24 protein-coding genes are annotated in these 26,853 nt (G+C 69.7%); 11 read left to right on the forward strand and 13 right to left on the reverse strand.

What is annotated here, in order from left to right; translation table 11 throughout:
• The first annotated feature begins 123 nt into the window (after positions 1-123).
• From AC6CH0_RS10645 to AC6CH0_RS10660, 4 genes are all read left to right on the forward strand, one after another.
• The gene (locus tag AC6CH0_RS10645; protein ID WP_498100501.1) at positions 124-1,107 is read left to right on the forward strand and encodes a Gfo/Idh/MocA family protein; all 984 of its coding nucleotides are present in this window, start codon (positions 124-126) and stop codon (positions 1,105-1,107) included.
• A gap of 67 nt (positions 1,108-1,174) precedes the next feature.
• Positions 1,175-2,683, forward strand: a complete 1,509-nt coding sequence (locus tag AC6CH0_RS10650; protein WP_498100503.1) for a D-alanyl-D-alanine carboxypeptidase/D-alanyl-D-alanine-endopeptidase — start codon at positions 1,175-1,177, stop codon at positions 2,681-2,683.
• Positions 2,684-2,789: 106 nt separating this feature from the next.
• Positions 2,790-3,392: an isochorismatase family protein gene (locus AC6CH0_RS10655; protein ID WP_498100505.1), complete on the forward strand. Its 603-nt coding sequence runs from the start codon at positions 2,790-2,792 to the stop codon at positions 3,390-3,392.
• A gap of 14 nt (positions 3,393-3,406) precedes the next feature.
• The gene (locus tag AC6CH0_RS10660) at positions 3,407-4,174 is read left to right on the forward strand and encodes an alpha/beta fold hydrolase (protein ID WP_498100507.1); all 768 of its coding nucleotides are present in this window, start codon (positions 3,407-3,409) and stop codon (positions 4,172-4,174) included.
• 142 nt (positions 4,175-4,316) lie between these two features.
• Here the strand turns inward: AC6CH0_RS10660 and AC6CH0_RS10665 are convergent, their stop codons facing one another.
• The 8 genes from AC6CH0_RS10665 to AC6CH0_RS10700 form a co-directional block, all read right to left on the reverse strand.
• Positions 4,317-5,519: a metallophosphoesterase family protein gene (locus tag AC6CH0_RS10665; RefSeq protein ID WP_498100509.1), complete on the reverse strand. Its 1,203-nt coding sequence runs from the start codon at positions 5,517-5,519 to the stop codon at positions 4,317-4,319.
• Between the two features lie 164 nt (positions 5,520-5,683).
• On the reverse strand, positions 5,684-6,826 hold the full coding sequence (gene hpaD / locus AC6CH0_RS10670; RefSeq protein ID WP_498100511.1) for a 3,4-dihydroxyphenylacetate 2,3-dioxygenase: 1,143 nt from the start codon (positions 6,824-6,826) through the stop codon (positions 5,684-5,686).
• Positions 6,827-6,885: 59 nt separating this feature from the next.
• Complete coding sequence (gene hpaE / locus AC6CH0_RS10675; protein WP_498100513.1) at positions 6,886-8,388, reverse strand: 5-carboxymethyl-2-hydroxymuconate semialdehyde dehydrogenase; 1,503 nt, start codon at positions 8,386-8,388, stop codon at positions 6,886-6,888.
• A complete protein-coding gene (locus AC6CH0_RS10680) occupies positions 8,385-9,113 on the reverse strand; it encodes a GntR family transcriptional regulator (RefSeq protein WP_498100515.1) in 729 nt (242 codons plus the stop codon). The genes hpaE and AC6CH0_RS10680 overlap by 4 nt, the downstream gene beginning before the upstream one ends.
• Entirely contained in the window at positions 9,110-10,672 is a 1,563-nt protein-coding gene (locus tag AC6CH0_RS10685) for a fumarylacetoacetate hydrolase family protein (protein ID WP_498100517.1), read from the reverse strand. The genes AC6CH0_RS10680 and AC6CH0_RS10685 overlap by 4 nt, the downstream gene beginning before the upstream one ends.
• A gap of 61 nt (positions 10,673-10,733) precedes the next feature.
• Positions 10,734-11,543, reverse strand: coding sequence for an HpcH/HpaI aldolase family protein (locus AC6CH0_RS10690; RefSeq protein ID WP_498100519.1), 810 nt, complete (start codon positions 11,541-11,543; stop codon positions 10,734-10,736).
• The gene (gene hpaH / locus AC6CH0_RS10695; RefSeq protein ID WP_498100521.1) at positions 11,528-12,313 is read right to left on the reverse strand and encodes a 2-oxo-hept-4-ene-1,7-dioate hydratase; all 786 of its coding nucleotides are present in this window, start codon (positions 12,311-12,313) and stop codon (positions 11,528-11,530) included. The genes AC6CH0_RS10690 and hpaH overlap by 16 nt, the downstream gene beginning before the upstream one ends.
• Before the next feature lie 74 nt (positions 12,314-12,387).
• Positions 12,388-14,055, reverse strand: a complete 1,668-nt coding sequence (locus AC6CH0_RS10700) for a thiamine pyrophosphate-binding protein (protein WP_498100522.1) — start codon at positions 14,053-14,055, stop codon at positions 12,388-12,390.
• A gap of 191 nt (positions 14,056-14,246) precedes the next feature.
• Here AC6CH0_RS10700 and AC6CH0_RS10705 point away from each other — a divergent pair, with 191 nt between their 5' ends.
• The 4 genes from AC6CH0_RS10705 (at position 14,247) to AC6CH0_RS10720 (ending at position 18,243) form a co-directional block, all read left to right on the forward strand.
• Positions 14,247-14,555, forward strand: a complete 309-nt coding sequence (locus AC6CH0_RS10705) for a hypothetical protein (protein WP_498100524.1) — start codon at positions 14,247-14,249, stop codon at positions 14,553-14,555.
• Positions 14,556-14,714: 159 nt separating this feature from the next.
• Complete coding sequence (locus AC6CH0_RS10710) at positions 14,715-16,211, forward strand: glyceraldehyde-3-phosphate dehydrogenase (RefSeq protein ID WP_498100526.1); 1,497 nt, start codon at positions 14,715-14,717, stop codon at positions 16,209-16,211.
• A gap of 27 nt (positions 16,212-16,238) precedes the next feature.
• The gene (locus AC6CH0_RS10715) at positions 16,239-17,414 is read left to right on the forward strand and encodes a thiolase family protein (RefSeq protein WP_498100528.1); all 1,176 of its coding nucleotides are present in this window, start codon (positions 16,239-16,241) and stop codon (positions 17,412-17,414) included.
• A gap of 40 nt (positions 17,415-17,454) precedes the next feature.
• The gene (locus AC6CH0_RS10720; protein WP_498100530.1) at positions 17,455-18,243 is read left to right on the forward strand and encodes an SDR family NAD(P)-dependent oxidoreductase; all 789 of its coding nucleotides are present in this window, start codon (positions 17,455-17,457) and stop codon (positions 18,241-18,243) included.
• A gap of 68 nt (positions 18,244-18,311) precedes the next feature.
• Here AC6CH0_RS10720 and AC6CH0_RS10725 read toward each other — a convergent pair whose 3' ends face one another.
• From AC6CH0_RS10725 to AC6CH0_RS10735, 3 genes are all read right to left on the reverse strand, one after another.
• Positions 18,312-19,286: a permease prefix domain 1-containing protein gene (locus AC6CH0_RS10725; protein WP_498100532.1), complete on the reverse strand. Its 975-nt coding sequence runs from the start codon at positions 19,284-19,286 to the stop codon at positions 18,312-18,314.
• Entirely contained in the window at positions 19,283-19,624 is a 342-nt protein-coding gene (locus tag AC6CH0_RS10730) for a PadR family transcriptional regulator (RefSeq protein ID WP_498100534.1), read from the reverse strand. The genes AC6CH0_RS10725 and AC6CH0_RS10730 overlap by 4 nt, the downstream gene beginning before the upstream one ends.
• Positions 19,625-19,720: 96 nt before the next feature.
• Positions 19,721-21,163, reverse strand: a complete 1,443-nt coding sequence (locus AC6CH0_RS10735) for a helix-turn-helix domain-containing protein (protein ID WP_498100536.1) — start codon at positions 21,161-21,163, stop codon at positions 19,721-19,723.
• Between the two features lie 128 nt (positions 21,164-21,291).
• Between AC6CH0_RS10735 and AC6CH0_RS10740 the strand changes: the two genes are divergently transcribed.
• Positions 21,292-23,151: a phosphoenolpyruvate carboxykinase (GTP) gene (locus AC6CH0_RS10740; protein WP_498100538.1), complete on the forward strand. Its 1,860-nt coding sequence runs from the start codon at positions 21,292-21,294 to the stop codon at positions 23,149-23,151.
• A gap of 128 nt (positions 23,152-23,279) precedes the next feature.
• A complete protein-coding gene (locus tag AC6CH0_RS10745) occupies positions 23,280-23,651 on the forward strand; it encodes a DUF1622 domain-containing protein (protein WP_498101104.1) in 372 nt (123 codons plus the stop codon).
• A gap of 18 nt (positions 23,652-23,669) precedes the next feature.
• On the opposite strand, the gene AC6CH0_RS10750 is transcribed toward AC6CH0_RS10745, so the two are convergent.
• Positions 23,670-25,547 (reverse strand): ABC transporter ATP-binding protein, encoded by a 1,878-nt coding sequence (locus tag AC6CH0_RS10750; protein ID WP_498100540.1) that lies wholly within the window; start codon positions 25,545-25,547, stop codon positions 23,670-23,672.
• A gap of 72 nt (positions 25,548-25,619) precedes the next feature.
• Positions 25,620-25,856, reverse strand: a complete 237-nt coding sequence (locus AC6CH0_RS10755; RefSeq protein ID WP_498100542.1) for a hypothetical protein — start codon at positions 25,854-25,856, stop codon at positions 25,620-25,622.
• An 84-nt stretch (positions 25,857-25,940) separates the two neighbouring features.
• On the opposite strand from AC6CH0_RS10755, the gene AC6CH0_RS10760 reads away from it, so the two are divergent.
• Complete coding sequence (locus AC6CH0_RS10760) at positions 25,941-26,741, forward strand: sirohydrochlorin chelatase (RefSeq protein ID WP_498100544.1); 801 nt, start codon at positions 25,941-25,943, stop codon at positions 26,739-26,741.
• The last annotated feature ends 112 nt before the right edge of the window (positions 26,742-26,853 follow it).

Consider the following 26,853-nt stretch of genomic DNA (forward strand, 5'->3'; position numbering starts at 1 on the left):
GCGCCAACGCTAGGCCGCCCCGTGCGCATTCTCCAGCACCCAGAACAGGGGTGGGGCGCCGGGCGCGTGCGGTGCCGTCGCCGGCGGCCCACGCCGGCGCCGGCGCCCAATAGGCTGTCGACCATGACCGAACGACTGCGCTGGGGCATCCTTGCGACTGGCGGCATCGCCCACGCCTTCACCAACGACCTGAAGCTCAACGGATTCACCGTGCAGGCGGTCGGATCCCGCTCGCAGGCCGGCGCCGACGCATTCGCCGCGGAGTTCGGCATCCCGAATGCGCACGGCAGCTACGAAGCGCTCGTGGCCGACCCTGAGGTCGACGTGATCTACGTGTCCACGCCGCACCCCATGCACGCCGCCAACGCGACCCTCGTGCTCGAGGCCGGCAAGCACGTGCTCGTCGAGAAGGCCTTCACGGTCAACGCCCGCGAGGCTCGCGCGGTCGCCGAGCTCGCGGCAGCGAAGAACCTCCTCGTGCTCGAGGCGATGTGGACGCGGTACCTGCCGCACATGGCGCGCATCCGCGAGATCATCGCCGCCGGCACCCTCGGCGAGGTTCGCACCCTCATCGCCGATCACACCCAATTGCTCTCCGACGACCCTGCCCACCGCATCAACGCGCTTGAGCTCGGCGGCGGGGCCCTCCTCGACCTCGGCATCTACCCGATCTCATTCGCGTGGGACCTCTTCGGCGCACCGCGCACGATCCAGGCATCGGCGACGCTCAAGCAGACGGGCGCCGATGCCCAGATCGGCACGATCTTCGGCTACGACGGCGCTCGCATGGCCGTCACGCTCTCAGCGAGCGACACGAAGGGCCCGAACACCGCGGTGGTGCTCGGCACCGACGCGCGCATCGAGATCGATCAGGTCTGGTACACGCCGACGACATTCCGGGTCATCGCCGCCGACGGCACGCAGCTCGAGGAGTTCCACGCCGAGGTCACCGGGCGGGGCATGCACTTCCAGGCCGAAGCGGTCGAGCGACTCGTCGCCGCAGGTACCCACTCGGGCGACCTGCTGACGATCGACGAGACGATCGGCATCATGGAGACGCTCGACGAGATCCGTCGGCAGATCGGGTTGGTCTACCCGGGCGAATGATGCCGCCGGCGGGCGATCCGGCCGCATGGTCAGGTTCTCTTGAGGATGGCTGCGTAGGCTTCTCCGGATGAGCGACGAGACGGATGCCGCGGGGGAGACCTCCGACTTCGGTGACCCCTCGACTGATACCGCCTCGGCCGGTACCCGGCCGAAGACCGGCGCACTGCGCCGCATCGCGGACTTCGCACGCGCCCACCGAATGCCGCTCATGATCGCGGGCGGCGTGCTCGCGTTCGCCCTGCTCGGCGGGGGTGCGATCGCCGTCGGAGCCGCGAACGGCAGCGGCGGCGCGGCATCCGATGCGGTCATCGAGGCACCGACCCCGACGCCGTCCGTCGACCCGGCCCGGCCGATGCCGGCCGCGGCGGCAGCGGCCAGTCGGCTGCGCACCTGCTCGGTCGCCGATCGCGCCACAGACGGCCGGCTCGCGAGCTTCCAGGCGCAGGTGATGAACGCGTCGACGGGCGAGGTGCTCTACGACCGGGGCGGTACGACCTCATCGCGCACCGCGAGTGTCATGAAGGTGCTGACCTCGGCGGCTGCGCTCTCGGTGCTCGGCCCCGACTACCGCACCCCGACGACCGTCGTGAAGGGCACCGAACCCGGTTCGGTCGTGCTCGTCGGCGGTGGCGACGTGACCCTCTCGCGCACCTCGAGCGGCACCGAGACGGTGTACCCGGGTGCGGCGCACCTCGACGACCTCGCCGCGCAGGTCGAGGCGACATGGGCCGCCGACCCGGCGAATCCGCCGCTGACCAAGCTCATCCTCGACTCGAGCTACTTCGGCGGCGACGAGTGGGAGCCGAGCTGGAACCTCAAGGAACGCGACGACGGCTACATGTCGAACATCACCGCGCTCATGGTCGACGGCGACCGCGACGAACCCGGCTCGAACACCTCGTGGCGCAGCGCCGACCCCGTGGGTCGCGCCGGCGACGCGTTCGCGAGCGAGCTCGGCGGCATCAGCGTCATCGAGCGGGGCACGGCTCCCGCCGGTGCGCAGCAACTCGGGCAGGTGCAGTCGCCGACGGTCGCCCAGCTCGTCGACAAGGCGCTCGTCGTCTCGGACAACACCGCGGCCGAGATGCTCGCGCGGCTCGTCGCCATCGAGACGGGATCGGGCAACACGTTCGGCGCGATCAACGCGGGCGTGCTGCAGGGACTCGCCGGCTACGGGGTCGACACGGCCGGCATCACCGTCGTCGACGGTTCGGGTCTCTCCGACAACAACGCCGTACCGCCCTCGTATCTCACTCGGTTGTTCGTGAAGATCAACGCTCGCGAGGGCAATCTCGGTGTGCTCATGGACGGCCTGCCGGTCTCGGGCGAGCGCGGATCCCTCGGCTACGACGACCGGTTCTCGGGCGACAACTCGGCCGCCGACGGCGCGGTGTCGGCCAAGACCGGCTGGATCGACACCGGCTACACGCTCTCGGGCGTGGTGCGGGCGCAAGACGGCTCGACCCTGACGTTCGCGATCTACGCCCTCGGCGACGTCACCGACGAGGCGAAACAGGCGATCGACACCCTCACGACCGGCTTCTACCTCTGCGGCGACAACCTCTCGAACCTGTGATCGGCGGATTCGCCGAGCGCTGAACCGCTGTGCTCGAGCGCCCGTCGCTGGGACAATGGATGCAGCGGCACGACCGAGCCGCGACCGACGTGCGAAGGAGCAAGCCATGACCCGGGCCCTGTTCATCATCGACGTGCAGAACGACTTCACCGAGGGTGGTGCGCTCGGCGTCGAGGGCGGTGCCGCGGTCGCCGCCGGCATCAGCGAGCTGCTCGCGCGTCACCGCGGCGAGTACGACCTCGTCGTGGCATCCCGTGACTGGCACTCGGGCGACGATGACAACGGGGGCCATTTCGCGGTCGACGCCGAACCCGACTTCGTCGACACCTGGCCGCGGCACTGCGTCGCCGGCACGCCCGGCGCCGAGTACCACCCCGATCTCGACACCTCGAGCGTCGACGTGCACATCCGCAAGGGCCAGGGCGTGCCCGCGTACTCGATCTTCGAGGGCACGGATGACTCAGGTGCGGGCATGAGCGAACTGCTCGTCGCCCGCGGCATCACCGACATCGACCTCGTCGGCATCGCCACCGACTACTGCGTGCGCGCCAGTGCGCTCGACGCCGTCGAGCACGGCCAGCGCGTTCGCATCTTCACCGATCTCGTCGCCGGGGTCGCTGCCGAGACATCAGACACCGCGCTCGCGGAGCTCGGTCACGCCGGTGTCGCCATCACCGAATCGGTCGTGCTCGACGAGGCCGCGCAGTGAGGCGGGCCGGTGCCGTGGCCGCACCGACCCTCTACGCCGAATCGCACGACGGGGTGCTCATCGGATACCGGGTGCACGTGAGCGAGACGGGTGATGCCACCGGGTTGCCGCCCGTGCTGCTCGTGCACGGGTTCGCGTCGAACGCCGCCGTGACGTGGGAGGGCACGGGTTGGGTGTCGGCACTCGACGACGCGGGTCGCACCGCGATCACGCTCGACCTGCGCGGCCATGGTCGGAGCGACAAGCCCGTCGACGCCGCCTCCTACGCGCCCGCCGTGCTCGGCGCCGACCTGATCGCGGTGCTGGACTCCGCCGGGGTCGGGGTGGTCGACGTCGTCGCGTACTCCATGGGCAACCGGGTGGTCTCGGCACTTGCCGAGAGCGCCCCCGACCGTGTGCGTCGGGTCGTCGTCGGCGGTGCCGGTCCGAACGAGCTGTTCGCCTCCTGGGACCTCGAGGAGGCCAGGGCGGTGCTGCTCCGCGACGAGGCATCGATCGATCCGCTCATCGAACAGGTGCTCCGCCCGGCGATCGCGGCGGGCGCCGACCGCGAGGCGCTCCTCGCTGTGATCGAGGGCGTGTCTGGCGCGCCGCTCACGATTCCCCGAAGCATCCCCGTGCTGTTCGTCGCCGGCGAGAACGACCCCGTACCAGACGGTGTGCAGCAGCTCGCACGCGAACGGGGAGCCGACTTCGTCGCCATTCCGGGCCGTGACCACGTGTCGACGCTCACCGCCCGGGCCTTCAAGAACGCCGCGATCGAGTTCCTCGCCGCGCGCTGACATTCCGGCCGGATCAGCCAGCGGCGCGCGGCGTGCACTCTGACTGCACACACACATTCGGCCCTGCGCCCGCGTCATGCGACGCGAGATGACACGAGGCGGGAACTTCGCCCGCCCCCGCCCCGTGTCATGAGTGTCGACCTCAGATCGCGGCCTGCTTCGGCGCCAGGGGCGTCGGCTCCATCGGCTGGTCGTTCGCCGTCAGGTCGATGCCGAGGTCGCGTGCGTAGACCACGCGGGTGGCGATGTCGACCTCCGCTCCGGCCTGCGTGAGCTCGAAGACGCGCCCGCCGCGCATGCGGTTGCGCTCGGCACCGCCGAGCCCATAGGCGCCGAATCCGGTGCCGGGGGCGTAGCCGAGCAGCACGCCGTAGTAGTTGCCGACGTAGTCGTTGACGTGATCGTGCCCGACGAACACGCCCTTGACGTCGCCGCGCTCGAGGATCGCGTTGTACATGCCCGAGTTGAACGGCCCGGGGCACTCGTCTTCGTTGCGCTCGCCGACGATGCCGTGACGGGTGCGTCCGCGCGCGGCATCCGCTTCGGTGCGGGTGTCGACGCCGCCCCACCACATGAAGCGGTGCTCCCAGAGCGCGATGTGGATGAACATCAGGCCCGGTACCTTGCGCTTGAACTTCTTCTCGAGCCGCTGCGACTCCGAGCGGTACCACGACACCTGGTCCATGCGCAGCCAGTCCCAGGCGGGGTAGCCGTCGAAGTCCTGGCCGTCGATGGCGTCGGGCGCGTAGCGGCCAGAGTCGAGCAGCCACAGGCTGAAGGCGGTGTCATTCCCTCGGCCCGCTGAGCGGATCGGCACGATCGTGTTGCCGGTGCCCGTGACGCCCGCGATGTTCTCGGCGTTCATGTTGAAGTCGTAGCTGCGGTAGAAGTCGAGCATCATCGCCTCGTTCACGCCGGACTGCGGCAGCGAGTCCTCGTCGTGGTTGCCGTACGTGACGGCCCACGGGATGCCGCGGCTCTCCATCGGCCAGACGACGTTGTTGATCGCCTGCTTCACCGCGAGTCGCGTCTCGCACCCGCCCGTGATGACGTCGCCGTTGATGAGCACGAAGTCGGGCTGCTCGGCGTCGAGGGTCTTCTCGATGAGCTCGACGGTGCGCCGGTCGATCATCTCGTCGTCTTGCGTGTCGTTGAACTGCACGACCTTGAAGGTGCCGTCATCGCGAAAGCGCAGCTTCGGCGCCTTGGGCTTCGGCTGGCCCGTGGCCTGCAACTGGTCGCCCGACTCCTCGGCGTGCGCGACCGTCGGCAGGGCGGCGCCCAGCACGCCGAGCCCGCCCGCGGTGAGGATGGTGCGGCGGCTGAACGGTGTCTTCTCCGGCATCGTGCGATCTCCTGTTCGTCAGTGGTGGCGTGGCGGAGCACGCCGCCACCGACGGTAGGGATTCCGGATGTCCCGGGGGCGACCGCGAGGTGAACGAGCCCTTGCGTCAGCGCGCCGCGCGATCGCGGTCGGGCAGGACTCCATCTCGCGCGCGGGTGCCGAGGCTACAGGGTGTTGCCGAGCTTGAAGCCCTGGGCCTCGTCGTCTTTGCGGGTGTACGAGAAGCCGTCGGCGCCGATCGTGACCTCCATCTCGGAGTCGTCGGTGCGGGCGACCACGGGCTTCGGGTTGCCGTCGAGGTCGAGCACCGGCGAGGCATCCGTGTACCAGCTCGGCACCACGGGGTTGCCCCACCAGTCGCGTCGCTGGTTGTCGTGCACGTCCCAGGTGACGACCGGGTTGTCGGGGTCGCCTGTGTAGTAGTCCTGCGTATAGATCTCGATGCGATGACCGTCGGGGTCGCGCAGGTACAGGTAGAACGCGTTCGAGACGCCGTGCCGGCCGGGGCCGCGCTCGATCGCATCGCTGCGACGCAGCGCCCCGAGCTTGTCGCAGATCGCGATGATGTTGTGCTTCTCGTGGGTCGCGAAGGCGACGTGGTGCATGCGGGGTCCGTCGCCACCGGTCATGGCGGTGTCGTGCACCGTGGGCTTGCGGCGCATCCACGCGGCGTAGGTCGTGCCGTGCTCGTCTTGGATGTCCTCGGTCACGCGGAAGCCGAGGTCTTCCATGTACGCGACCGCGCGCGGCACATCGGGGGTGACTTGATTGAAGTGGTCGAGACGCACGAGCGCCCCGGGCGTGTAGAGGTCGTAGCGCCAGGCAAGGCGCTCGACGTGCTCGACGTCGTAGAAGAACTCGTAGGGGAATCCGAGCGGGTCCTCGACGCGCACGGAGTCGCCGATGCCCGTCGTGAACCCCTCGGCGCGGCGCTCGACACGGCAGCCGAGCTCCTCGTAGAACGCCACGGCGCGGTCGAGGTCTTCGGGGCTGCGTACGCGGTACGAGAACGCGGCGACCGCGGCGATCGGGCCCTTGCGGAGCACCAGGTTGTGATGGATGAACTCCTCGAAGGAGCGGAGGTAGACGGTGTTCTCGTCTTCCTCCGTGACGACGAGGTCGAGCACGTCGACGTAGAAGGCGCGCGAGGCGGCCAGGTCGGTGACGATGAGCTCCATGTACGCGCAGCGCAGGATGTCGGGGGCGGGCGCCGACGGGGTGGGGATCCGGTTCGCCGGGGCGGGGATCGGGTCGGCGGTGGTCACGACCGGCTCGGGCGATTCGCGGCTGATGATGGGTTCGGTCATGGTCGTGCCTTCTCTTCGTTGAGCGGATGAAGCGGGGTGGCGGGTCTCGAGACGCTTCGCTACTCGACCCTCGCGGCGCCGAAGCGCGGCGAATGCGCCTCGTTCAGCGTGATGTGCACCGCCTGCTGGTCGGTGTAGAAGTCGATCGAGCGGTAGCCGCCCTCGTGCCCGAGGCCCGAGGCCTTGACGCCGCCGAAGGGCGTGCGCAGGTCGCGCACGTTGTTGGAGTTCAGCCACACCATTCCGGCCTCGACCGACTGGGAGAAGTTGTGGGCGCGCTTGAGGTTGTTCGTCCAGATGTAGGCGGCGAGCCCGTACCTCGTGTCGTTCGCGAGTGCCAGAGCCTCGTCGTCGGAGTCGAACGGGGTGATCGCGACGACTGGCCCGAAGATCTCCTCCTGGAAGATGCGGGCGTCGGGGGCGACATCCGCGAAGACGGTCGGGGCGACGTAGTTGCCCTGTTCGAGGCCCTCTGGGCGACCGCCGCCGGCGACGAGGCGACCCTCGGTCTTGCCGATCTCGACGTAGCTCATCACCTTCTCGTAGTGCTCGGGGTGTACGAGTGCGCCGACCTCGGTCGCGGGGTCGTACGGGTCCCCGACGACGATGTTGCGAGCCCGCTCGGCGTAGCGTTCGACGAACTCGTCGTAGATCGCCCGCTCGACGAGGATGCGGGACCCCGCAGTGCAGCGCTCGCCGTTCAGCGAGAACACGCCGAACACGGTCGCATCGAGCGCGGAGTCGAGGTCGGCGTCGGCGAAGACGACGGCCGGCGATTTGCCGCCGAGCTCCATCGAGAGGCCCTTCAGGAACGGAGCCGCGTTGCCGAAGATGATCTGACCGGTGCGGCTCTCGCCCGTGAAGGAGATGAGCGGCACGTCGGGATGCTTCACGAGCGCGTCGCCCGCTTCCTCGCCGAGCCCGTTGACGAGGTTGAACACCCCGTCGGGCACGCCGGCCTCGCGGAAGATCTCGGCCCAGAGCGACGCCGACAGCGGCGTGAACTCGGCGGGCTTCAGCACGACGGTGTTGCCGGTCGCGAGCGCGGGGGCGAGTTTCCACGACTCGAGCATGAACGGGGTGTTCCACGGGGTGATGAGGCCCGCGACGCCGATCGGCTTGCGGTTCACGTAGTTCACCTGGCGCCCGGGCACCTTGTAGGTGTCATCGCGCTGGGCGACGATGAGGTCGGCGAAGAAGCGGAAGTTCTCGGCAGCGCGCTGAGCCTGGCCGAGCGCCTGCGTGATCGGCAGGCCCGTGTCGAAGGTCTCGAGCTCGGCGAGGCGCCGGTCGCTCGCCTCGACGAGGTCGGCGACGTTGTGCAGCACGCGGGAGCGCTGCCGCGGCAGCATCCGCGGCCAGGGGCCGTCGGTGAAGGCGCGCCTCGCGGCGGCGACGGCGAGGTCGATGTCGGCCCGCTGGCCGGCGGCTGCCTGTACGTACGTCTCGTTCGAGACGGGGTCGAGCACGTCGAACGTCTCACCGCCGACCGAGTCGACGAACTCGCCGTCGATGAAGTGGCGGATGCGGTCGGGCAGGCCCTCGGGAATGTGATGTGTCATGATGCTTCCTCGTCGGTGGTGGCGGCGAACGCCGGAACTGGGGGAGACGCGGGGAGGGCGCTCGCACCGGCGGGCCGGTGCTCGGCCTGGTAGGCGAGCATCGCGTCGAGTGTCGCGGTGCGGTGCGCTCGCGAGGCGAGTTCGATCTCGAGCGGTGCGGCGCCCGCCTCGATGAGTGCGACGATGCGCTCGTGCTCGTCGACCGACTCGTGGGCCCGCCGCGGCACGAAGCTGAACGAGGAGTCGCGCAGCACCTTCATGCGGCTCCAGCCGCGATGCACGAGGTCGAGCAGGTGCGGATTCGGGCATTCCTCGAACAGCACGGCGTGGAACTCAAGGTTCAGCACGGTGAAGCGGCGCGGATCGAACTCGTCGAGGCTGCGTCGCATCCGCTCGTTGATCGCACGCGCTCGCCGGAGGTGGTCGGCGGTGAGGTACGGCGCCGAGAGCGACGTCGCTGCCCCTTCGACGATCGACAGGGTCTGCATCGTGTGCAGGTACTCGGTCTCGTTGATGAGCGCGACCTGCGCACCCACGTTGCGCTCGAAGCTGACGAGCCCCTCGGCCTCGAGCCGCCTGATCGCCTCGCGCACGGGCACGACGCTCACGTCGAGCTCGCGGGCGATCGAGCCGAGCACGAGGCGGTACCCGGGCACGTAGCGACCGTCGTCGATGCGCTCGCGCAGGAACCGGTATGCCTGCTGCGACTTGCTCTCGACGTTCATCGCTCTCCGCCCGGTGCGTTCTCGGGTGCTTGAGCCGGTCGCCGGGTGATCTCCGCCCGGTATCTGGCGAGCCACTCGGCGTTCATGGGGAACAACCCGTCGACGGATGCCCCGGTGGCGACCTGCTCGGCGACCCAGGCCTCCTGCCGCTCCTGCTCGACCGCCTCGGCGACGACCTCTTCGACGAGCTGCGGCGGGATCACGATGACGCCGTCGCCGTCGCCCACGATGACGTCGCCCGGCTGCACGGCAGCGCCGCCGCAGGCGATCGTGACGTCGACCTCCCACGGCACGTGCTTGCGGCCGAGGACGCTCGGGTGCGGGCCCTGCGAGAACACCGGGATCTCGAACTCGGCGACGGCGTCGAAGTCACGGACACCGCCGTCGGTGACGATGCCGGCGGCGCCGCGCACCTGGGCGCGGAGCGCGAGCACGTCGCCGACGGTGCCGGTGCCGCGCTCGCCGCGGGCGTCGACGACGAGTACCTCGCCGGGGGAGACGGTGTCGAACGCGAGCTTCTGCGCGTTGAACCCTCCGCCGTGGCTCTGGAAGAGGTCGGGCCGGAACGGGATGAACCGCAGCGTCTTCGCGAGGCCGACGATGCGATCGCCCGGATGGTTCGCATGCACGCCCTCGATGAAGACGTCGTGGTAACCGCGCTTGCGGAGCGCCACCGAGAGCGTCGCGACCGCGACTCCGCCGATCGCCGTCTTCAGCTCGTCGGTGAGGATCCCAGTCGGCGGCGTCGGTGAGGCGTCGGATGTCGGCGGGTCGAGCTCATCTCCGGCGGGCTGTGCGGCACGACCCTCGAGGACGGCGGCGGCCAGTGCGTGCTCGGAGCCCCAGGCCTCCACGCGCTGCTGCTCGTCGACCATGGGCTTCGCGCCGAACTCGCCGAACGGTGCATCGCCGGCGGTCACGGTGGTCACGAGCCGGCCGCTGCTCGGCGTCCCCGGCGCATCCGGTGCATCGACCTCGACCTCGACGACGTCGCCCGGCACGACCACCGAGGAGCCCGCCGGCGTGCCGGTGAGGATCACATCGCCCGTCTCGAGGGTCAGGTGCTGCGAGAGATCGGCGACGAGCCGGCCGAAGGAGAAGAGCAGCGTGTCGCTCGTGTCGTCTTGCGCGAGCGAGCCGTTCACCCAGGTGCGCACGCGCAGCCCGTCTGAGGTGATGGAGTCCGCAGGGATCATCCGCGGGCCGAGCGGAGTGAACCCGTCGCCGCCCTTCGAGCGCACGTTCGAGCCCTTGTCGGCGGCGCGCAGGTCGTAGAGGCCGAAGTCATTGGCCGCGGTGACGGATGCCACGTGGCGCCAGCCCTCGTCGGGGGAGACCCACCGAGCGGGCTCGCCGATCACGAGCGCGATCTCGCCCTCGAACGCGAGCAATTCGGTACCCGCGGGGCGCTCGATCGTGCCACCGCTCCCGGCGAGCGACGACGCGGGCTTCAAGAAGTAGCTGGGCTGCGCCGGCGTACGACCCCGCTGCGCGGCCCGCGACGGGTAGTTGAGGTGCACGGCGATGATCTTGCCGGGGGTGATGCCGGAGTCGGTCATGGACATCCTCGTCAGTTGGTATTTGAAATGATATACGATTACTCGCTCCGAGGGAAGCGGGTCAGGAGCCGGGGCGAGCTGCGGCGTCCGAGCCGGTCCCGAAGCGATCGGCGAGCGCCTCCGCCGCGCGGGCCAGCAACGCCACGTCGGCGCCGACGAGCACGAATGCCGCGCCGGCCTCGGCGTAGCGGTCGGCGGCGGCGGGGGCGAACGCATTGACCCCGGCCGGCTTGCCTGCTGTTCGGGCCGCCTCGATCGAGCGAAGCACTCCGGCCACGACATCGGGATGCTCCTGCTGGCCGATGAACCCCATGGAGGCGGCGAGGTCGGCCGGCCCGATGAGGATGCCGTCGACGCCGTCGACCGCGGCGATCCGTTCGACCTGCGCCAGCGCGGACGCCGTCTCGATCTGCACGAAGAGCGAGATCGTCGACGATGCGTCGGCGAGGTAGTGCTCGACGCGGTTCCATCGTGACGCGCGAGCGAGCGCGCTCCCGACCCCGCGGATGCCGTGCGGCGGGTACCGCACCGCACGCACCATGGCTTCGGCGTGCTCGACCGAGTCGACCATCGGAATCAGCAGGTTCTGCACGCCGATGTCGAGGTACTGCTTGATGACGACGGGGTCGCCGAACGGAGGTCGCACGATCGGCGTCACCGGGTAGGCGGCGACGGCCTGCAGTTGGGCGAGAAGCGACTCGAGGCTGTTGGGCGAGTGCTCGGCGTCGATGAGCACGATGTCGAGGCCGCTGCCGGCCACGATCTCGGCGTTGATCGCGCTGCCCGAGCACACCCAGGCGCCGAACTGCGTGCGGTCGGATGCCGCGAGCCGCGCGCCGAGCGTCGGTGGCAGGGTCATTCGAACCGGCATGTGATGGCTCCCAACTGTCCGTAGTCCGCGTGCACCGTGTCGCCGCGTTCGACCCACATCGGGCGGGTGAACGATCCGGCGAGGATGATCTCGCCCGCGCCGAGCGCCTGATCGTGCTGTGCGAGTTTGTTCGCCAGCCAGGCGACTCCCATGGCCGGATGGCCGAGCACCGCGGCGGCGACACCCGATTCCTCGATGGTCTGGTTGCGGGAGAGCAGGGCGGCGACCCAACGGAGGTCGACCTCGTCGACCTTCACGGGACGACCGCCGATGACCATCGCGCCCATGGCCGCGTTGTCGCTGATCGTGTCGACGATCGTGCGGCCGGTCATCTCGATGTGCGAGTTCAGGATCTCGAGGGCCGGTACGACGTAGGCGGTGGCGTCGAGCACGTCGAAGATCGTCGTGTTCGGCCCCTCGAGCGGTTTGGCGAGCACGAACGCGAGCTCGACCTCGATGCGCACGTTCGAGAAGCGATCGAACTCGACGGATGCCCCGGACTCGATCACCATGTCGTCGAAGATGACGCCGTAGTCCGGTTCGGTGATGCCGGTGGCGACCTGCATGACCTTGGAGGTGAGGCCGATCTTGCGCCCGACGATCCGCCGCCCGGTGGCGACGCGGCGGTCGGCCCAGAGTCGTTGCACGGCGTAGGCGTCGTCGATGCTCATGCCGGGATTGCGGGCGGTCAGGAGCGGCACGGTCGTGCGGTCACGGTCGGCCGCGAGGAGTTCGTCGGCGATCTCGGCGATGCGAGCGGGATCTAGCAACGTGCGGCTCCACTTCGTTGTCGAGGGTCCTGCGTTTGGTATCTCACATCGTATCTGATCAGCACCTCGCCGTCTCAGCTGTTCACGCGAACGATCTCCTGTTGGTAGGGCGCGACGACGCTGCCCGAGATCCGGCAGTCGAGCACGAGGAAGCGGCGTTCGTGCACGGGCTCGGCCGACCAGGTCGCAAGACGTTCGAGGTCGGGCAGCTCGCGCACGACGACGCCCTCTGCGCCGACCGCGGCTGAAAGCCCGGCGAAGTCGGTCTCGGGAATCAGCATCGGCGCCTCGGCGAGGCCCTTCTTGCCGTAGAGGTGCACTTCGGCGCCGTAGGCGGCGTCGTTCCACACAACGGCCATGCCGCGCCCGCCGGCGACCCGCACGGCGCTCTCGAGGTCGGCCAGGGCCATCAGCCCGCCGCCGTCCCCGGTCGTGAGCACGATCGTCGAGTCCGGCCGGGCGATGGCGGCGCCCGCGACGCTCGGGAACCCGAAGCCGATCGACTGGAAGGCGGTGCCGACCATGATCATGCGGTCGGGCGAGGCGATCGGCCAGTACATGTTCGCCCAGCCGATGAAGTGACCGCCGTCCGAGACGACGACCCGATCGTCGGGCAGCACTGCCGCGAGCCGGTCGGCCACGCTGCGCGGGTCGAGCCGGCCGTCGGGCGCGAGTCCGACGCCGGCGTCGTAGCTGCGTGCGGCCGTGACGTCGACCGACTCGCGCCAGCCTGCCGGCCCGGCGCCGAGCATCTCGAGCTCGGCGAGCAGCGCACGGGCGACGACGGCGGCGTCGCCGCGAATGAAGCCCGTCACGTTCGCGTGCGTCGCCGTGGCGGAGACATCCACCTGCACGACGCGAGCGCCCGGGGCGAAGAGCTCGCCGAACCGCATCGTGAACTGGTTGAGGGATGCGCCGAAGACGACCACGACGTCGGCATCGCGCACGAGCTCCATCGCCCGCTCCGCGCCGAAGCCACCGGCCACGCCGAGGTCGAACCGGCCGTCGGGGAAGACGCCGCGACCGAGGGCGCTCGAGACCGTGAGCGCGCCGGTCGCGTCCGCGAGCGCACCGAGCGCCTCTCCCGCGTTCGCGAGCCAGGCGCCGCGGCCGGCGAGGAGGAGCGGCCGGCGGGCGCTCGCGAGCGTCGCGGCGAGTTCGGCGACGGCATGCGTCGCGAACTCGCCCGTCGGCGCGAGCGGGCCGGGCAGGCGCAGGGCGGGCGCGGCGGCGCCCGCGACCTCGGGGTCGAGCGGCCCGACGTCGAACCCGCCGACGTCGTAGGGGATCGCCAGCACCGCCGCCGTGCGGTTCGCCAGCGCGTGCTCGATCGCGAGCAGCGTGGTGGCGGCGGAATCCGTGCGCCCGACCGTGAAAGTGCGCGCGCCCACCCCCGATGCCATGGCGATCTGGTCGACAGCCCACGGGCGCGGGCCGGTGGTCGGTTCGTCGCCGACGACGAGCACCACCGGGATGCGCGCCTGCACGGCCTCCGCGAGGGGGGTGAGCGTGTTCGTGAAGCCGGCGCCGTACGTCGCGGTGGCCGCGGCGAGGCGCCCGGATGCCCGGAAGTGCGCGTCGGCCGCGACCACCGCGCCCGCCTCGTGACGGAGGGCGGTATAGCCGGCCGAGGTGCGGTCGATGGCGTCGAGGAAGAGGGCGTTGCCGTTGCCCATGACCCCGAAGACGTGGTCGATGTGGCGGCTGAGGGTGTGCGCGACGAGTGCGGCGACGGTGGGCATGAGGGCTCCAGGTGAGACAGACGGATGTTGGATTCCGTATGTGTCTCGCGACCCCGGGGGGTGGCTTCATGCCCCTTTTTCGAGCACCGGCGCCAAGTTGCCGGACTCGCCGATCCTACCTCGCGTCCGCCGAGCCGCACGCGTTGAGAGGCGGCGGTGCAGTCAGCCGCGGCACACGGCAGAATGGTCGGGTGAAGACCATTCAGCTGCGCCGCTACACACTCGTCGACGGAGAATACGATGCGTTCGTCGCATGGTTCGCGGGGTCGATGCCGATCGTGCGCCCCGCGGCCGGATTCGCGATCGAGTTCGCCTACGGCATCCGCGAGTCGAACGAGTTCGTCTGGGCGGTGAGCGCACCGGGCGACCGAGCCGAGTTCACCCGACTCGAGCAGACGTACATGGCCTCGCCCGAGCGAGCCGCCGTGTTCGAGGGGGTGCCGCAGCGCGTCGCCGTCTCCGACATCCGGTTCGTCGACGACGACCCGACCGCCGGCTGACCTGGCCGCCCGACCCCGGCGCACAGCACATCCTCGGGGGACATCCGTAGAATCGACGCATCCCCCGAAGAGAATGCGGCCGACGCTGCCCACTCGGCAGACTCGCCGCGAGGACCTGGTCGACGACGCCCATCGCACGCTCGACCGAGAAGGAAGACCGTGAGCCACGAGTTCGACGCCCGCCGCACCGAATGGATCGCCAAAGAGGAGCTCGCCGAGCGGATGATCCCGCTCATCGGCGGCCTCTACCGAGACCACGGGGTGGTGACCTCCATCCACGGCCGACGACTCATCAACAGGTCCGCCATCGCGCTGCTGAAGGCGCATCGCTTCGCCCGGCAGGCCGGTGAGGTCGAGCTCGATCTCGCCGACACGATGCGCGTGCTCGAGGTGCTGCGCGAGATCGCGCCCGGGCCCGCCTCGGTCGACGTCGCACGTCTCGTGGCCCGGTACTCCGATGCCGTCGGCGAGGGCGATGCCCGCGAGCTCGCCGACTTCGTGCGCGACGAGCTCACGTCGGTGATCGCGGCCGAGGGGGAGCCCGAGGCATCCGGAACCGATGTCGTGCTCTACGGCTTCGGACGCATCGGCCGCCTGCTCGCCCGAATCCTCATCGCGCACGCCGGCAACGGCAAGGGGCTACGCCTTCGCGCGATCGTCGTGCGCAAGGGTTCCGACAACGACCTGGTCAAGCGAGCGAGCCTCTTGCGGCGGGACTCGGTGCACGGTCCGTTCGCCGGCACGATCGAGGTCGACGAGCGGGCCGGCACGATCCTCGCGAACGGCACGCTCATCCAGGTCATCTACTCGAACGACCCGGCGTCGATCGACTACACGGCCTACGGCATCGACGACGCGATCGTCGTCGACAACACCGGTCGCTGGCGCGACGAGGCAGGGCTCTCGCAGCACCTGCAGTCGACCGGCGTCGCCCGGGTGCTGCTCACGGCTCCCGGCAAGGGCGCGATCAAGAACATCGTGCACGGCATCAACCACGACGACATCTCGCCAGACGATCGCATTCTCTCCGCCGCCTCGTGCACGACGAATGCGATCACGCCGGTGCTGAAGGCGATCGACGACGCATACGGGGTCGTGCGCGGGCACGTCGAGACGGTGCACTCCTTCACGAACGACCAGAACCTGATCGACAACTTCCACTCGGGTGATCGGCGCGGGCGCTCGGCCGCCCTCAACATGGTGATCACCGAGACCGGTGCTGCGAAGGCCGTCGCCAAAGCGCTGCCGTCGTTCGCGGGCAAGCTCACCGGCAGCGCCATCCGGGTGCCGACGCCCGATGTCTCGCTCGCGATCCTGAACCTGCAGCTCGAGCAGCCGGCATCGAAGCCGCAGCTCAATCGCTACCTGCGCCAGGTCTCGCTCACCTCGCCGCTGCGCCAGCAGATCGATTACATCGAGTCGCCCGAGGTGGTCTCCACCGACTTCGTCGGTTCGAACCGCGCCGGTATCGTCGACGGCCTTGCGACGATCGCCGACGGCACCGATGCCATCGTCTACGTCTGGTACGACAACGAATACGGCTACTCGTGCCAGGTCGTACGGGTCATCGAGGCGATGGCGGGAAGCCACCCCGTCGTGCTGCCCGAGCGGCAGCCGGTCGCGCTCGAACGCGAGGTGCTCGCGCTGGTCGAGTAGCACGAAGCGCGACGTAGGCTGGGGAGCATGAGCACCGAAGCCGTCATCGTCGACGTCGTCCGCACGCCCGTTGGTCGCGGCAAACCCGGAGGCATCCTCTCCGAGATCCACCCGGTCGACCTCCTCGCCGGGGTGCTCGACACGGTCGTGAACCGCAACGACCTCGACCCGGCGCTGATCGACGACGTCATCGGCGGCTGCGTCAGCCAGATCGGCGAGCAGAGCTACAACATCACCCGCAACGCCGTGCTCGCGGCCGGCTTCCCCGAGAGCGTGCCCGGCACGACGATCGACCGCCAGTGCGGATCGAGCCAACAGGCTGCGACCTTCGCCGCCCAGGCGGTGCTCGCCGGCCAGGCCGATATCGTCATCGCCTGCGGGGTCGAATCGATGAGCCGGGTGCGTCTCGGATCGAGCACTGCCGGCGCCGATCCCTACGGGTCGCGGATCCGCTCCCGCTACCCCGACGGCCTCGTGAACCAGGGGGTCTCCGCCGAGCTCATCGCGGCGAAATGGGGCTTCTCGCGCGCCGAGCTCGACGACTTCGCGGCGCACTCGCACACGCTCGCCGCGGTGGCGCAGTCGACCGGCGCGTTCGCGAGCGAGGTCGTGCCCGTCGCCGGGGTCGACACGCTCACCGACGAGACCGTTCGGCCCGCGACATCCGTCGATTCACTGGCCGGTCTGAATCCCGCCTTCCGCACCGACGAGCTCGCCGAGCGCTTCCCCGAGATCGACTGGCACATCACGCCGGGCAACTCCTCGCCGCTCACCGACGGCGCCTCGGCCGCGCTCATCATGAGCGCAGAGCGCGCCGAGCAGCTGGGACTCACGCCGCGGGCGAGGTTCCGCGCGTTCTCAGTGGTCGGCAGCGACCCGCTGTACATGCTCACCGGCGTGATCCCGGCGACGGCGAAGGTGCTCGAGCGCGCTCGGCTGGGGCACGATGACATCGACGCCTACGAAGTCAATGAGGCGTTCGCGTCGGTGCCGCTCGCGTGGCTGCGCGAGACCGGCGCGGATGCCGCGAAGCTGAACCCGCGGGGCGGCGCGATCGCCCTCGGCCATGCGCTCGGCTCCTCTGGCACGCGCCTGCTCACGACGCTCGTCAATCAGCTCGAAGCTTCGGGCGGGCGGTACGGCCTGCAGACGATGTGCGAGGGCGGCGGCATGGCCAACGCCACGATCATCGAACGCATCTGATCGCGCCGACCCGATCCGCTCAACCGACGAAAGGACTCACATGGAACTCGACGGCGCATCCGCGATCGTCACCGGCGGTGCATCCGGCCTCGGCCGAGCGACCGCGCGAGCACTCATCGACGGCGGGGCATCGGTCGTGCTCATCGACCTGCCCGGTCCACGTGGCGAGGAGGCCGCCGCCGAACTCGGCGAGCGGGCACGCTTCGTCGCAGCGGATGTCGCGAACGAGGCCGAGGTGCAGGCCGCCGTCGACGCGGCGTCTGCGCTCGCACCGTTGCGAGTCGCCGTGAGTTGCGCCGGAATCGTCACCGCGGGCCGCACCGTGGGTCGCGACGGCCCAGCGTCGCTCGAGGCGTTCGAGCGCACGATCCGCGTGAATCTGATCGGCACCTTCAACGTCACCCGACTCGCTGCAGCAGCGATGGCCGCGACCGAACCCGCCTCGGGCGGAGTGCCGGGTGGCCCGGCCACCGCGGAGCGCGGAGTGATCGTCAACACGGCATCGGTCGCGGCGTTCGACGGCCAGATCGGCCAAGCCGCCTACGCGGCGTCGAAGGCGGCGGTGGCCGGCATGACACTGCCCATCGCGCGCGACCTCTCGAAGCTGCTCATCCGCGTCGTCACGATCGCTCCTGGCATCTTCGAGACGCCCATGATGGCCGGAATGGCCGACGACGTGCGGGCGTCGCTCGAGGCGCAGGTGCCGCACCCGTCGCGGCTCGGGCACCCCACCGAATACGCCGCGCTCGTGCGCTCGATCATCGCGAATCCGATGCTGAACGGCGAGACGATCCGCCTCGACGGCGCGATCCGCATGCAGCCGAAGTAGCCGTCGAAGGCAGCCGGATGCCGCGTGCAGCCGCCACCCGGGCGAGCACGCGGCATCCGTCGTACCGATCAGGCGGCGAGTCGTGCTGCCCCCTGCGCGCGCGACGCCTTGATGAAGCCGTCGACGATGTCCCACAGGGCGGCACCGATCGCCACGACGACGATGACGGCCACGATCACCGGTGCGGAGTCGCCCCACGGCCACCGCATCACCTCGAGGGCCGACTCGTTGAGCAGCTGGCCGGTCGTGAACAGCCAGACCGCCGGAATCGTGAACGCGGCGTTGAGCACGATGTTCGCGGTGGCGAGCCACCAGTTCCATCCCCAGGCGAAGATCGCCACGGCGAACAGGATCTCGAGGCCGATCAGCCCGAGGAAGTACGGCAGCCAGAACGACCACAGGGCGGGGTCGAGGATCGGCACCGATGCCAGCTCGGGCACCCACGGGATCCCGAACTGCTGCACGACGATCGCGGCGGCGAACACCGTGAGCATCACGACCGACGCGATGAGCTCGGCGAGCCGGGACGCCTTGCCGGGCTCGGGCACGGCGGGCAGCATGTCGAGCGTCCACGGCGCGTCGATTCCGCGCCGGCCCGCAGGGGCCGGTGTGCGTTCGAGGATCGCGAAGACGAACGTGGTCCAGAAGGCGATGTGCACCGCGACCGAGATCGTGATGCCGATGACGGCGCCGATGATGCCGCCGACCGGCGTGCCTCCGACGGCCTGGGCGATCGCGATACCGAGTGCGGCGAACGGCAGCACGGTGATGAGCAGCAGTTTGAGCAGACGCCACCACGCGAGGAAGTACTTCGGCCCGATGAGGTGGAGCGGTCGATCGACATAGTGTGCCGCGAGCGCCGCTGGGTCGCCGAGTTCGATCAGCGCGGAGCGCTCGGCGTCGTCGGTCGAGGCGCCGAGTTCGATCAGCGCGTCACTCGCGTCGCCGATGCGCTCGCGCAGTTCTCGATCGAACTCGGGGCGCTGCGCCTCGGGCAGGGTGCGGGCGGCGGCCCAGACGTAGCGGTCGGTGAGGGTGGTCATCGTTCGTCTCCGGTCGTGAGTCCGGCGAGCGCATCGTCGATGCGTCGCCAATCGGTCATGAGGGCGTCGGCGAGCTGTTCGCCGCTCGGGCTCGTGCGGTAGAACTTGCGAGGACGTGCCTCGTCGGTGTTCCACTCGCTCGTCAACAGGCCCTGCTTCTCGAGCCGCCGGAGCAGCGGGTACAGGGTGTTCGCGTCGACGAGGATGCCGAGCCCGTTCAGCGACTCGAGCAGCGCGTAGCCGTAGTCGGGGATGCGCAGGCGCACCAGGCACGCGAGCACGACGGTGCCGCGCCGGAGCTCCTGCAGGTGCCCAGCTGTCGTTTCATCGGGGTTCATGCCTCACACGATACTGTGTGACGCACACTAATGCAATAGAGACTTCATAGCGCGACGGATGCCCCGTGATCCCGTGGTCACGGAACTCACGGCGGGCTACTGCTCGGCGTGCGCCTCGAGGAACTGGTACACCGAGGAGTCGTCGACACCAGGGAACGTGCCCGACGGCAGCGGCGACAGCACGTGCGCGTGCAGCCGGGCGCTCGGCCAGGCGCGCCCCGCCCAGCGTTCGGCGAGCTCCGACGGTGCACGCCGGCAGCACGACTCCTCGGGGCACGTCGACACGGCGCGCTGGGTCGTCTCGCGCCCGCGGAACCACTTGGCCTGGTTGAACGGCACCCCGACCGAGATCGAGAAGTCCGCGGCGTCCGTTCGCCCGGTCTGCGTCGCGCACCAGAAGGTGCCGACCGGGGTGTCGGTGTACTGGTAGTTCTCGGTCGTTCGATTGGTGTGACGGAACGACGTGCGCGCGCTCCACTTCTTGCACACCCACTGGCCTTCGATCGAACCGGTGACATCGGACGGCAGCGGGAGCCCGTCGTTCTCGTAGCCCTTCAGCAGCGCACCGTCGCCGGCGACGCGCAAGAAGTGCAGCGTCATGTCGAGGTGCGTGGTGGCGAGATTCGTGAATCGCAGCGCCGCGGCCTCGTGGGTGACGCCGAACGCGTCGCGGAAGTCTTCGATCGCGAGGCGCTTCTCCTTCTTGGCTGCCTGGAGGAACGTGACGGATGCCTCGCGCGGCATCAGGCAAGCGGCTGCGAAGTAGTTGATCTGCAACCGTTGCCAGAGGAACTCCGCGTAGCTCGCCGGGCGCTCGTGTCCGAGCAATCGGTGCGCCACGGCTTGGAGCGCCATCGAGCGGAGCCCGTGGCCGCCGGGGATCGACGCCGGCGGCAGGTAGATGCGGCCGTTCGCGATGTCGGTGATCGATCGCGTGGAATCCGGCAGGTCGTCGACGTAGATGAGCTGGAAGCCGAGCCGCTCGGCCATCACGCTCACCTCGCGGTGGGTGAGGGCGCCCGAACGGTGCCCTGACGCGTGCACCTGGTCTTCGGCGAGCTGCTCGATGTCGACCAGGTAGTTGTCGCGTTCGCGCATGAGTTCGCGGAGCTCGGTATTGGCGCGCCGCGCTTCTTCGGGCGTGGCGATGGCCTCGCTCGCGCGCCGTTGCAGTTCGTGGTGCAGGCCGACGATCGCCTCGAGGGATTCGTCGGTGATGCCGCGCCCCGGCCGGATGGCCGGCAGTCCGAGGCTCGCGTAGAGCGCGCTCGACTGGGCTCGGCCGAGTTCGAGCTCGAGGGCCGCCCGCCGGCTCGGCGCCTCGCGCGAGAGCAGGTCGGCCAGGTCGACGCCGAGGGCGGCGGCGAGCGCGTCGAGCGTCGAGAGCTTCGGCTCGCGCTTGCCGTTCTCGATGAGCGACAGCTGGCTGCCGGCCAACGCCACCGCCTCGCCGAGCTGATCGAGGGTGAGGCCGCGCTCGCCACGGAAATGGCGGATGCGCTGTCCGAGTGTTGCGAGGTCTGGGGAGCCTGCCTTCATGGCTTAAGAATAGCGAAAGATTGCAGCTTCTTAACGCTGGAATTGGCAGTACGGATGTCGTGAGGGCGCGCATTCTTGAAGTACGAACTCTTTCCGACCCCGGTCGGCACCACTTGGAAGGGACGACGATGACCATCTCCGACTTCTCGATCGGCACCGAGGCATCCGACGCCACTCGCGCCGCGCGCGGCACCACCGACGCGGCCCTCCGCGCCTGGGTCGACGAGATCGCCGGGCTCACCAAGCCTGACGAGATCGTCTGGTGCGACGGCTCCCAGCACGAAGCCGATCTGCTGACGAAGCAACTCGTCGCCGAGGGCAAGCTCATCAAACTGAACCCCGAATGGCGCCCCAACAGCTACCTCGCGCGCACCGATGCGGGCGACGTCGCCCGCGTCGAGGATCGCACCTTCATCTGCTCGACGTACGAGGAAGACGCCGGCCCCACGAACAACTGGCGCGACCCGCACGCGATGCGCGAAGAGCTCACCGACGTCTTCGACGGCTCGATGAAGGGCCGCACGATGTACGTCGTCCCCTTCTCGATGGGCCCGCTCGGCGGCCCCATCTCGCAGCTCGGCGTCGAGATCACCGACTCGCCCTACGTCGTGCTCAACATGGGCATCATGACCCGCATGGGCGATGCCGTCTACCGTCTCATCGAGGCGGGCGAACCGTGGGTTCGAACCATCCACTCCGTCGGCTACCCCCTCATCGACGGCGTCGGCCACCGCCGCGCAGAGGTCGACTGGCCGTGCAACGAGACGAAGTACATCGTGCAGTTCCCCGACTCGCGGGAGATCTGGTCGTACGGCTCGGGCTACGGCGGCAACGCCCTGCTCGCGAAGAAGTGCTTCGCGCTGCGCATCGCCTCGGTGATGGCTCGCGACGAGGGCTGGCTCGCCGAGCACATGCTGCTCATCAAGATCACCTCGCCCGAGGGCAAGTCGTACCACGTCGCCGCAGCGTTCCCGTCGGCGTGCGGCAAGACGAACCTCGCGATGCTCCGTCCGACGATTCCCGGCTGGAAGGTCGAGACGATCGGCGACGACATCGCCTGGATGCGTCCCGGTGCCGACGGGCGTCTCTACGCGATCAACCCCGAGGCCGGCTTCTTCGGCGTCGCCCCCGGAACGGGCGAGAGCACGAATCCGACCGCCGTGCAGACGCTCTGGGGCAACACGATCTTCACGAACGTGGCCCTCCGGCCCGATGGCGACATCTGGTGGGAGGGGCTGACCGACACGCCTCCTGCCGAGCTGACCGACTGGGAGGGCAACCACTGGACGCCCGGCTCCGGTCGCCCGGCCGCGCACCCGAATTCGCGCTTCACCGTGGCCGCCGCCCAGTGCCCGCAGATCTCCGACGACTGGGACGCCCACGACGGCGTGCCGATCGACGCGATCCTCTTCGGCGGGCGCCGCGCGACCAACGTGCCGCTCGTCGCCGAGGCACGCAGCTGGAAGCACGGCGTGTTCATGGGCGCGACGATCTCGTCGGAGCAGACCGCGGCCGCAGAGGGCACCGTCGGCGAGCTGCGACGCGACCCCTTCGCGATGCTCCCGTTCTGCGGCTACAACATGGCCGACTACTGGGGTCACTGGGTCAAGATGGGCCGCGTGCTCGGTACCGACGCGCCGAAGATCTTCCAGGTCAACTGGTTCCGCAAGGGCGCCGACGGCTCGTTCCTGTGGCCCGGATTCGGCGAGAACTCGCGCGTGCTCGAGTGGATCGTCGGTCGCCTCGAGAGCTCCAGCGACGCGCTCGAGACGCCGATCGGCCTGCTCCCGGCGTCCGACTCACTCGACCTCGACGGACTCGAGATCGAGGATGCCGCGCTCGAGCAGCTCTTCGACGTCGACCGCGACTCGTGGCTCGCCGAGTGCGACCTGACCGAGGAGTACTTCGGCCAGTTCGGCGACCGTGTGCCTGCGGCGCTGCGGGCGGAGCTCGCGAGCCTGCGCTACCACCTGCAGCACGCCGAGTAGGCGATTTCACGAGGGAGGGCGGATGCTGAGGCACCCGCCCTCCCTCGTGACCTGCCGTTTCCCGGCACGTCGCGCGCACCGGAGACCTCCTCGGCGCTAGCGTGTGCCGCGAGGGGGGCTGCATGGGCATCGAGTTCGGCCAGATCATCGAGGCGACCGGTGAGGTCATCGACATCCTCGGTGTCATCGCCATCGTCGTCGGAGTGCTCTATGCCATCGTCGATGCAGGCCTCCGCGGGCTGCGACGTGTCAGCCCCGTCTACACGCGGTTCCGCCGCGTGCTCGGGCGAGCCATCCTGCTCGGACTCGAACTGCTCGTCGCGGCCGACATCATCAAGACGGTCGCGGTGACGCCGACGCTCGATTCCGTCGCGGTGCTCGCCGTGATCGTGCTCATCCGAACCTTCCTCAGCTGGTCGCTCGAGCTCGAGATCTCGGGGCGTTGGCCGTGGCAGAAACGCGGCGCGGCGGTCGAGACGGAGTCTGCCGTCGCCGACTGAGCGGCAGCCGACCGCCGCTCAGACGAGCAGCTGGTGCGCCGCGAGGTCGCGGTAGAGGGGCACGGCCGCGACGAGCTCGGCGTGGGTGCCTTCACCGATCACCCGGCCCTCGTCGAGCACGACGATGCGGTCGGAGTCGATGACCGTCGAGAGGCGGTGCGCGATCACGATGAGCGTGCGGCCGGCCGAGACCGCGTCGATCGCGTCGCGCATCATGCGCTCGTTGGCGCCGTCGAGGGATGACGTCGACTCGTCGAGCAGCAGCACCGGGGGAGCGGCGAGCAGCGCCCGAGCGATCGCAAGGCGCTGGCGTTCGCCGCCCGAGAGCATGATGCCGTCTTCGCCCACCGCCGCGTCGAGGCCGGCGGGGTCGCGGTCGAGCACGCCGCCCAGATTCACCGCGCGCAGCACCTGCTCGCACGCGGCGTCGGTGGCCTCGGGGCTGCCGAGCTTGAGATTGTCCCGCAGGCTGCCGGCGAGCACGGGTGCGTCCTGCTCGACGTACCCGATCTGGGCGCGAAGCTCGGCGCGGTCGAGCGAGCGCAGGTCGAGACCGCCCATGCGCACCGTGCCGACCGAGGGATCGTAGAACCGCTCGATGAGCGCGAGGATGGTCGACTTGCCGGCGCCCGAGGGTCCGACGAGCGCGATGCGCTGCCCGCGCGGCACCTGGAACGAGACGCCGCGCAGCACCGGCTGCCGATCGGTGATGTCGGGCTCGGGCTGGTGCTCGTCGAAGGAGTCGTTCGCCGGGTCGGCGGGATCGGAGCGGGTCGTCGCGTAGGCGAAGTGCACGCCGTCGAACTCGATCGCAGCGGCGTGGGGGAGCACGGCGGCGTTGGCCTCGCCGACCATGAGGGCGAGCGGCGCGAGTTCGCGATCGTGGGCATCCTCATCGGGCAGGTCGAGGATCTCCTGAATGCGGCCGAGTGCGCCGAGCGCCTGGTTCACCGAGGTGATCGCGCCGAAGGCCTGGCCGAGCGGCAGGATCATCATGAACAGGAAGAGGATGAACGCCACGAGGTTCGCGACCGTGATGGCGCCGGATGCCACTCGGAACCCGCCGACGCCGAGCACGACGAGGAATGACACCTGCATCGCGATGCCGGCGATCGGCACGATGAGCGCCGAGATCTTGGCGACGTTGACGCCCATCTGCCACGCGCTCTCAGCCTGGCCCTCGACGTCGCGGATCTCGCGTTCGGTGGCGCCGGCTGCACGAATGGTGCGCACGGCGCTGATCGCACGTTCTACGGATGCCGCGACGTCGCCGATCTTCTCCTGCGCCGCGTGCGACGCCTCGCGAACGCGGCGCGAGAGCAGCGTCACCGTGGTGATGGCGACCGCGATGACGAGCACCGTGAGTCCGAGCAGCACGGGGTCGATGATGAGCATGGCGATGAGCGCCCCGACGAAGGTGACGGCGCCGCCGACCGCTTCGACGAGGCCCTGCGTGAGCACGGCGCGGAGCATCGTCGTGTCGCTGCCGACGCGCGAGACGAGGTCGCCCGTGCGGCGGGTGTCGAACTCCGCGATGGGCAGGCGCAGGAGCTTGCCGATGAGCCGCTTCCGGCTCGAGAGCACGACGCCTTCGCCCGTGCGCTGCAACAGGTAGTGCTGGTACCCGGTGATGATGGCGCTGATCACGACGAGGGCGACGAGTGCCCAGACGATGCCGCCGAGCGGTTCGCTCGCTTCGACGACCGTGATGACCTGGCTGACGAGGAGTGGCTGGGCGAGGCTCGCGAGTGCGCCGATGACGCTCAGCACCGCGACGACGATGAGCACCGGGCGGTGCTCGAAGATGAAGGGGAGGAGTTGCCGGAACGTCGCGCGGGGACCCGTCGGGGTCGCACGTCGGCTGAAGGGGGAACGTCGGGTGTCGGTGTCGCTCATGTTCGCTTCCTGGCCGGCACGGCGAGCGGATGCCGCATCCGCTCGGGTTCCGCGTCGTCGCCGCATTGCAGCTTACGTGCCTGAGCTGCGTCCGTACTTCTTGTGCACGGCCTGCTTGGAGACCTCGAGGGCGAGGGCGATGAGTTGCCAGCTCGAACCGGCGGCCCGGGCCCGTCGCACGGCGATGGCTTCGGCGCGGTCGAGTTCGCGGGTGAGCTCGGCGCGTGCGTGGTGGAGGTTTCTGAGCGCGCGATACGGGTCGTCGCCGTCGGCCGCCGCGATCGCCGTGCGAAGGGTGGTGTCGTCCATTTCGTCAACTATAGTTGACGTTCCGGGTGTCGTCAATCGAGGTTGACGTTGGCGAGGCGGCCGCGGGCACGGCACGATGGAGGCATGGACTTCACCGGGGCCGCACTCGTCGGCATCTCGCACGGCACCGCATCGGCCGACGGACAGGCCGCCGTGCGCGCGCTCATCGACGCGGTCGAGACCGCCGGCGGCACCGGCTCGCTCGGCCCCGCTGCCCCCGGTACCCGCCGACTCGAGGGATCCGAGCCGGCGACGGTTCGGCTCGGCCACGTCGACGTGCAGCAGCCGGATGTCGCGGCGACGCTCGCCGCACTCCCTCCGGCGTTGCCGGCCGTCGTCGTGCCGCTCCTTCTTTCGGCGGGCTACCACGTGCACGTCGACCTTCGGAACGAGATCGACGCGGTCATCGAGCGACCCGTGCGCCTCGCCGCGGCCCTCGGCCCCGACGATCGTCTCGTCGAGGTGCTGCGCCGTCGGCTCGACGAGGCCGGTGCGACCGCTGACGACGTGATCGTGCTCGCCGTCGCCGGATCGAGCGACGCGCGAGCGGTCGAGGACTGCCGTGACATGGGGGAACGCCTGGGTGCAGCCCTCGGGGCTCCCGTGACTGTCGGCTTCCTCTCGGCTGCCGAGCCGCGGCTCGATGCCGCGGTCGCCTCGGCCCGCGCGAGTGGCGATGGCCGCCGAGTGGTCGCGGCGAGCTACCTGCTGGCTCCGGGCTACTTCCAGGACCTCGCCGCCGCGGCGGGTGCCGACCGCATCACCGAGCCGCTGCTCACGCCGCACGACACGCCGACGCCGCTCGTCGAGATCGTGCTCGACCGCTACTCGGCGGCGGCGGAGGGCGTCGCGAGCGAGTCGACGGCCACGGCGCCCGAACTCTAGCGTCGCGCGACCGCCCCGGCGCCATGTGACGCCGAGTTACCTGAATTGACGCCGTGTGTCCTTCCTTACCGTGATGTGACGACGCACGCTCCGGTGCCCGGCGATCGCGCCT

The organism is Agromyces sp. GQ35 (genome assembly GCF_059758475.1).

Bases quoted from the DNA above. Each gene is read 5' to 3' on its own strand.
- AC6CH0_RS10760 (WP_498100544.1), top strand. From the start codon at position 25,941: ATGGACTTCACCGGGGCCGCACTCGTCGGCATCTCGCACGGCACCGCA.
- AC6CH0_RS10685 (WP_498100517.1), bottom strand. From the start codon at position 10,672: ATGACCGACTCCGGCATCACCCCCGGCAAGATCATCGCCGTGCACCTC.
- AC6CH0_RS10700 (WP_498100522.1), bottom strand. From the start codon at position 14,055: ATGCCCACCGTCGCCGCACTCGTCGCGCACACCCTCAGCCGCCACATC.
- AC6CH0_RS10750 (WP_498100540.1), bottom strand. From the start codon at position 25,547: ATGAGCGACACCGACACCCGACGTTCCCCCTTCAGCCGACGTGCGACC.
- hpaD (WP_498100511.1), bottom strand. From the start codon at position 6,826: ATGACCGAACCCATCATCAGCCGCGAATCGCCCGAGCCGGTCGTGACC.
- AC6CH0_RS10665 (WP_498100509.1), bottom strand. From the start codon at position 5,519: ATGCCGGAGAAGACACCGTTCAGCCGCCGCACCATCCTCACCGCGGGC.
- AC6CH0_RS10650 (WP_498100503.1), top strand. From the start codon at position 1,175: ATGAGCGACGAGACGGATGCCGCGGGGGAGACCTCCGACTTCGGTGAC.
- AC6CH0_RS10655 (WP_498100505.1), top strand. From the start codon at position 2,790: ATGACCCGGGCCCTGTTCATCATCGACGTGCAGAACGACTTCACCGAG.
- AC6CH0_RS10720 (WP_498100530.1), top strand. From the start codon at position 17,455: ATGGAACTCGACGGCGCATCCGCGATCGTCACCGGCGGTGCATCCGGC.
- AC6CH0_RS10680 (WP_498100515.1), bottom strand. From the start codon at position 9,113: ATGAACGTCGAGAGCAAGTCGCAGCAGGCATACCGGTTCCTGCGCGAG.
- AC6CH0_RS10740 (WP_498100538.1), top strand. From the start codon at position 21,292: ATGACCATCTCCGACTTCTCGATCGGCACCGAGGCATCCGACGCCACT.
- hpaE (WP_498100513.1), bottom strand. From the start codon at position 8,388: ATGACACATCACATTCCCGAGGGCCTGCCCGACCGCATCCGCCACTTC.
- AC6CH0_RS10715 (WP_498100528.1), top strand. From the start codon at position 16,239: ATGAGCACCGAAGCCGTCATCGTCGACGTCGTCCGCACGCCCGTTGGT.
- AC6CH0_RS10730 (WP_498100534.1), bottom strand. From the start codon at position 19,624: ATGAACCCCGATGAAACGACAGCTGGGCACCTGCAGGAGCTCCGGCGC.
- AC6CH0_RS10735 (WP_498100536.1), bottom strand. From the start codon at position 21,163: ATGAAGGCAGGCTCCCCAGACCTCGCAACACTCGGACAGCGCATCCGC.
- AC6CH0_RS10690 (WP_498100519.1), bottom strand. From the start codon at position 11,543: ATGCCGGTTCGAATGACCCTGCCACCGACGCTCGGCGCGCGGCTCGCG.
- AC6CH0_RS10645 (WP_498100501.1), top strand. From the start codon at position 124: ATGACCGAACGACTGCGCTGGGGCATCCTTGCGACTGGCGGCATCGCC.
- AC6CH0_RS10755 (WP_498100542.1), bottom strand. From the start codon at position 25,856: ATGGACGACACCACCCTTCGCACGGCGATCGCGGCGGCCGACGGCGAC.
- AC6CH0_RS10725 (WP_498100532.1), bottom strand. From the start codon at position 19,286: ATGACCACCCTCACCGACCGCTACGTCTGGGCCGCCGCCCGCACCCTG.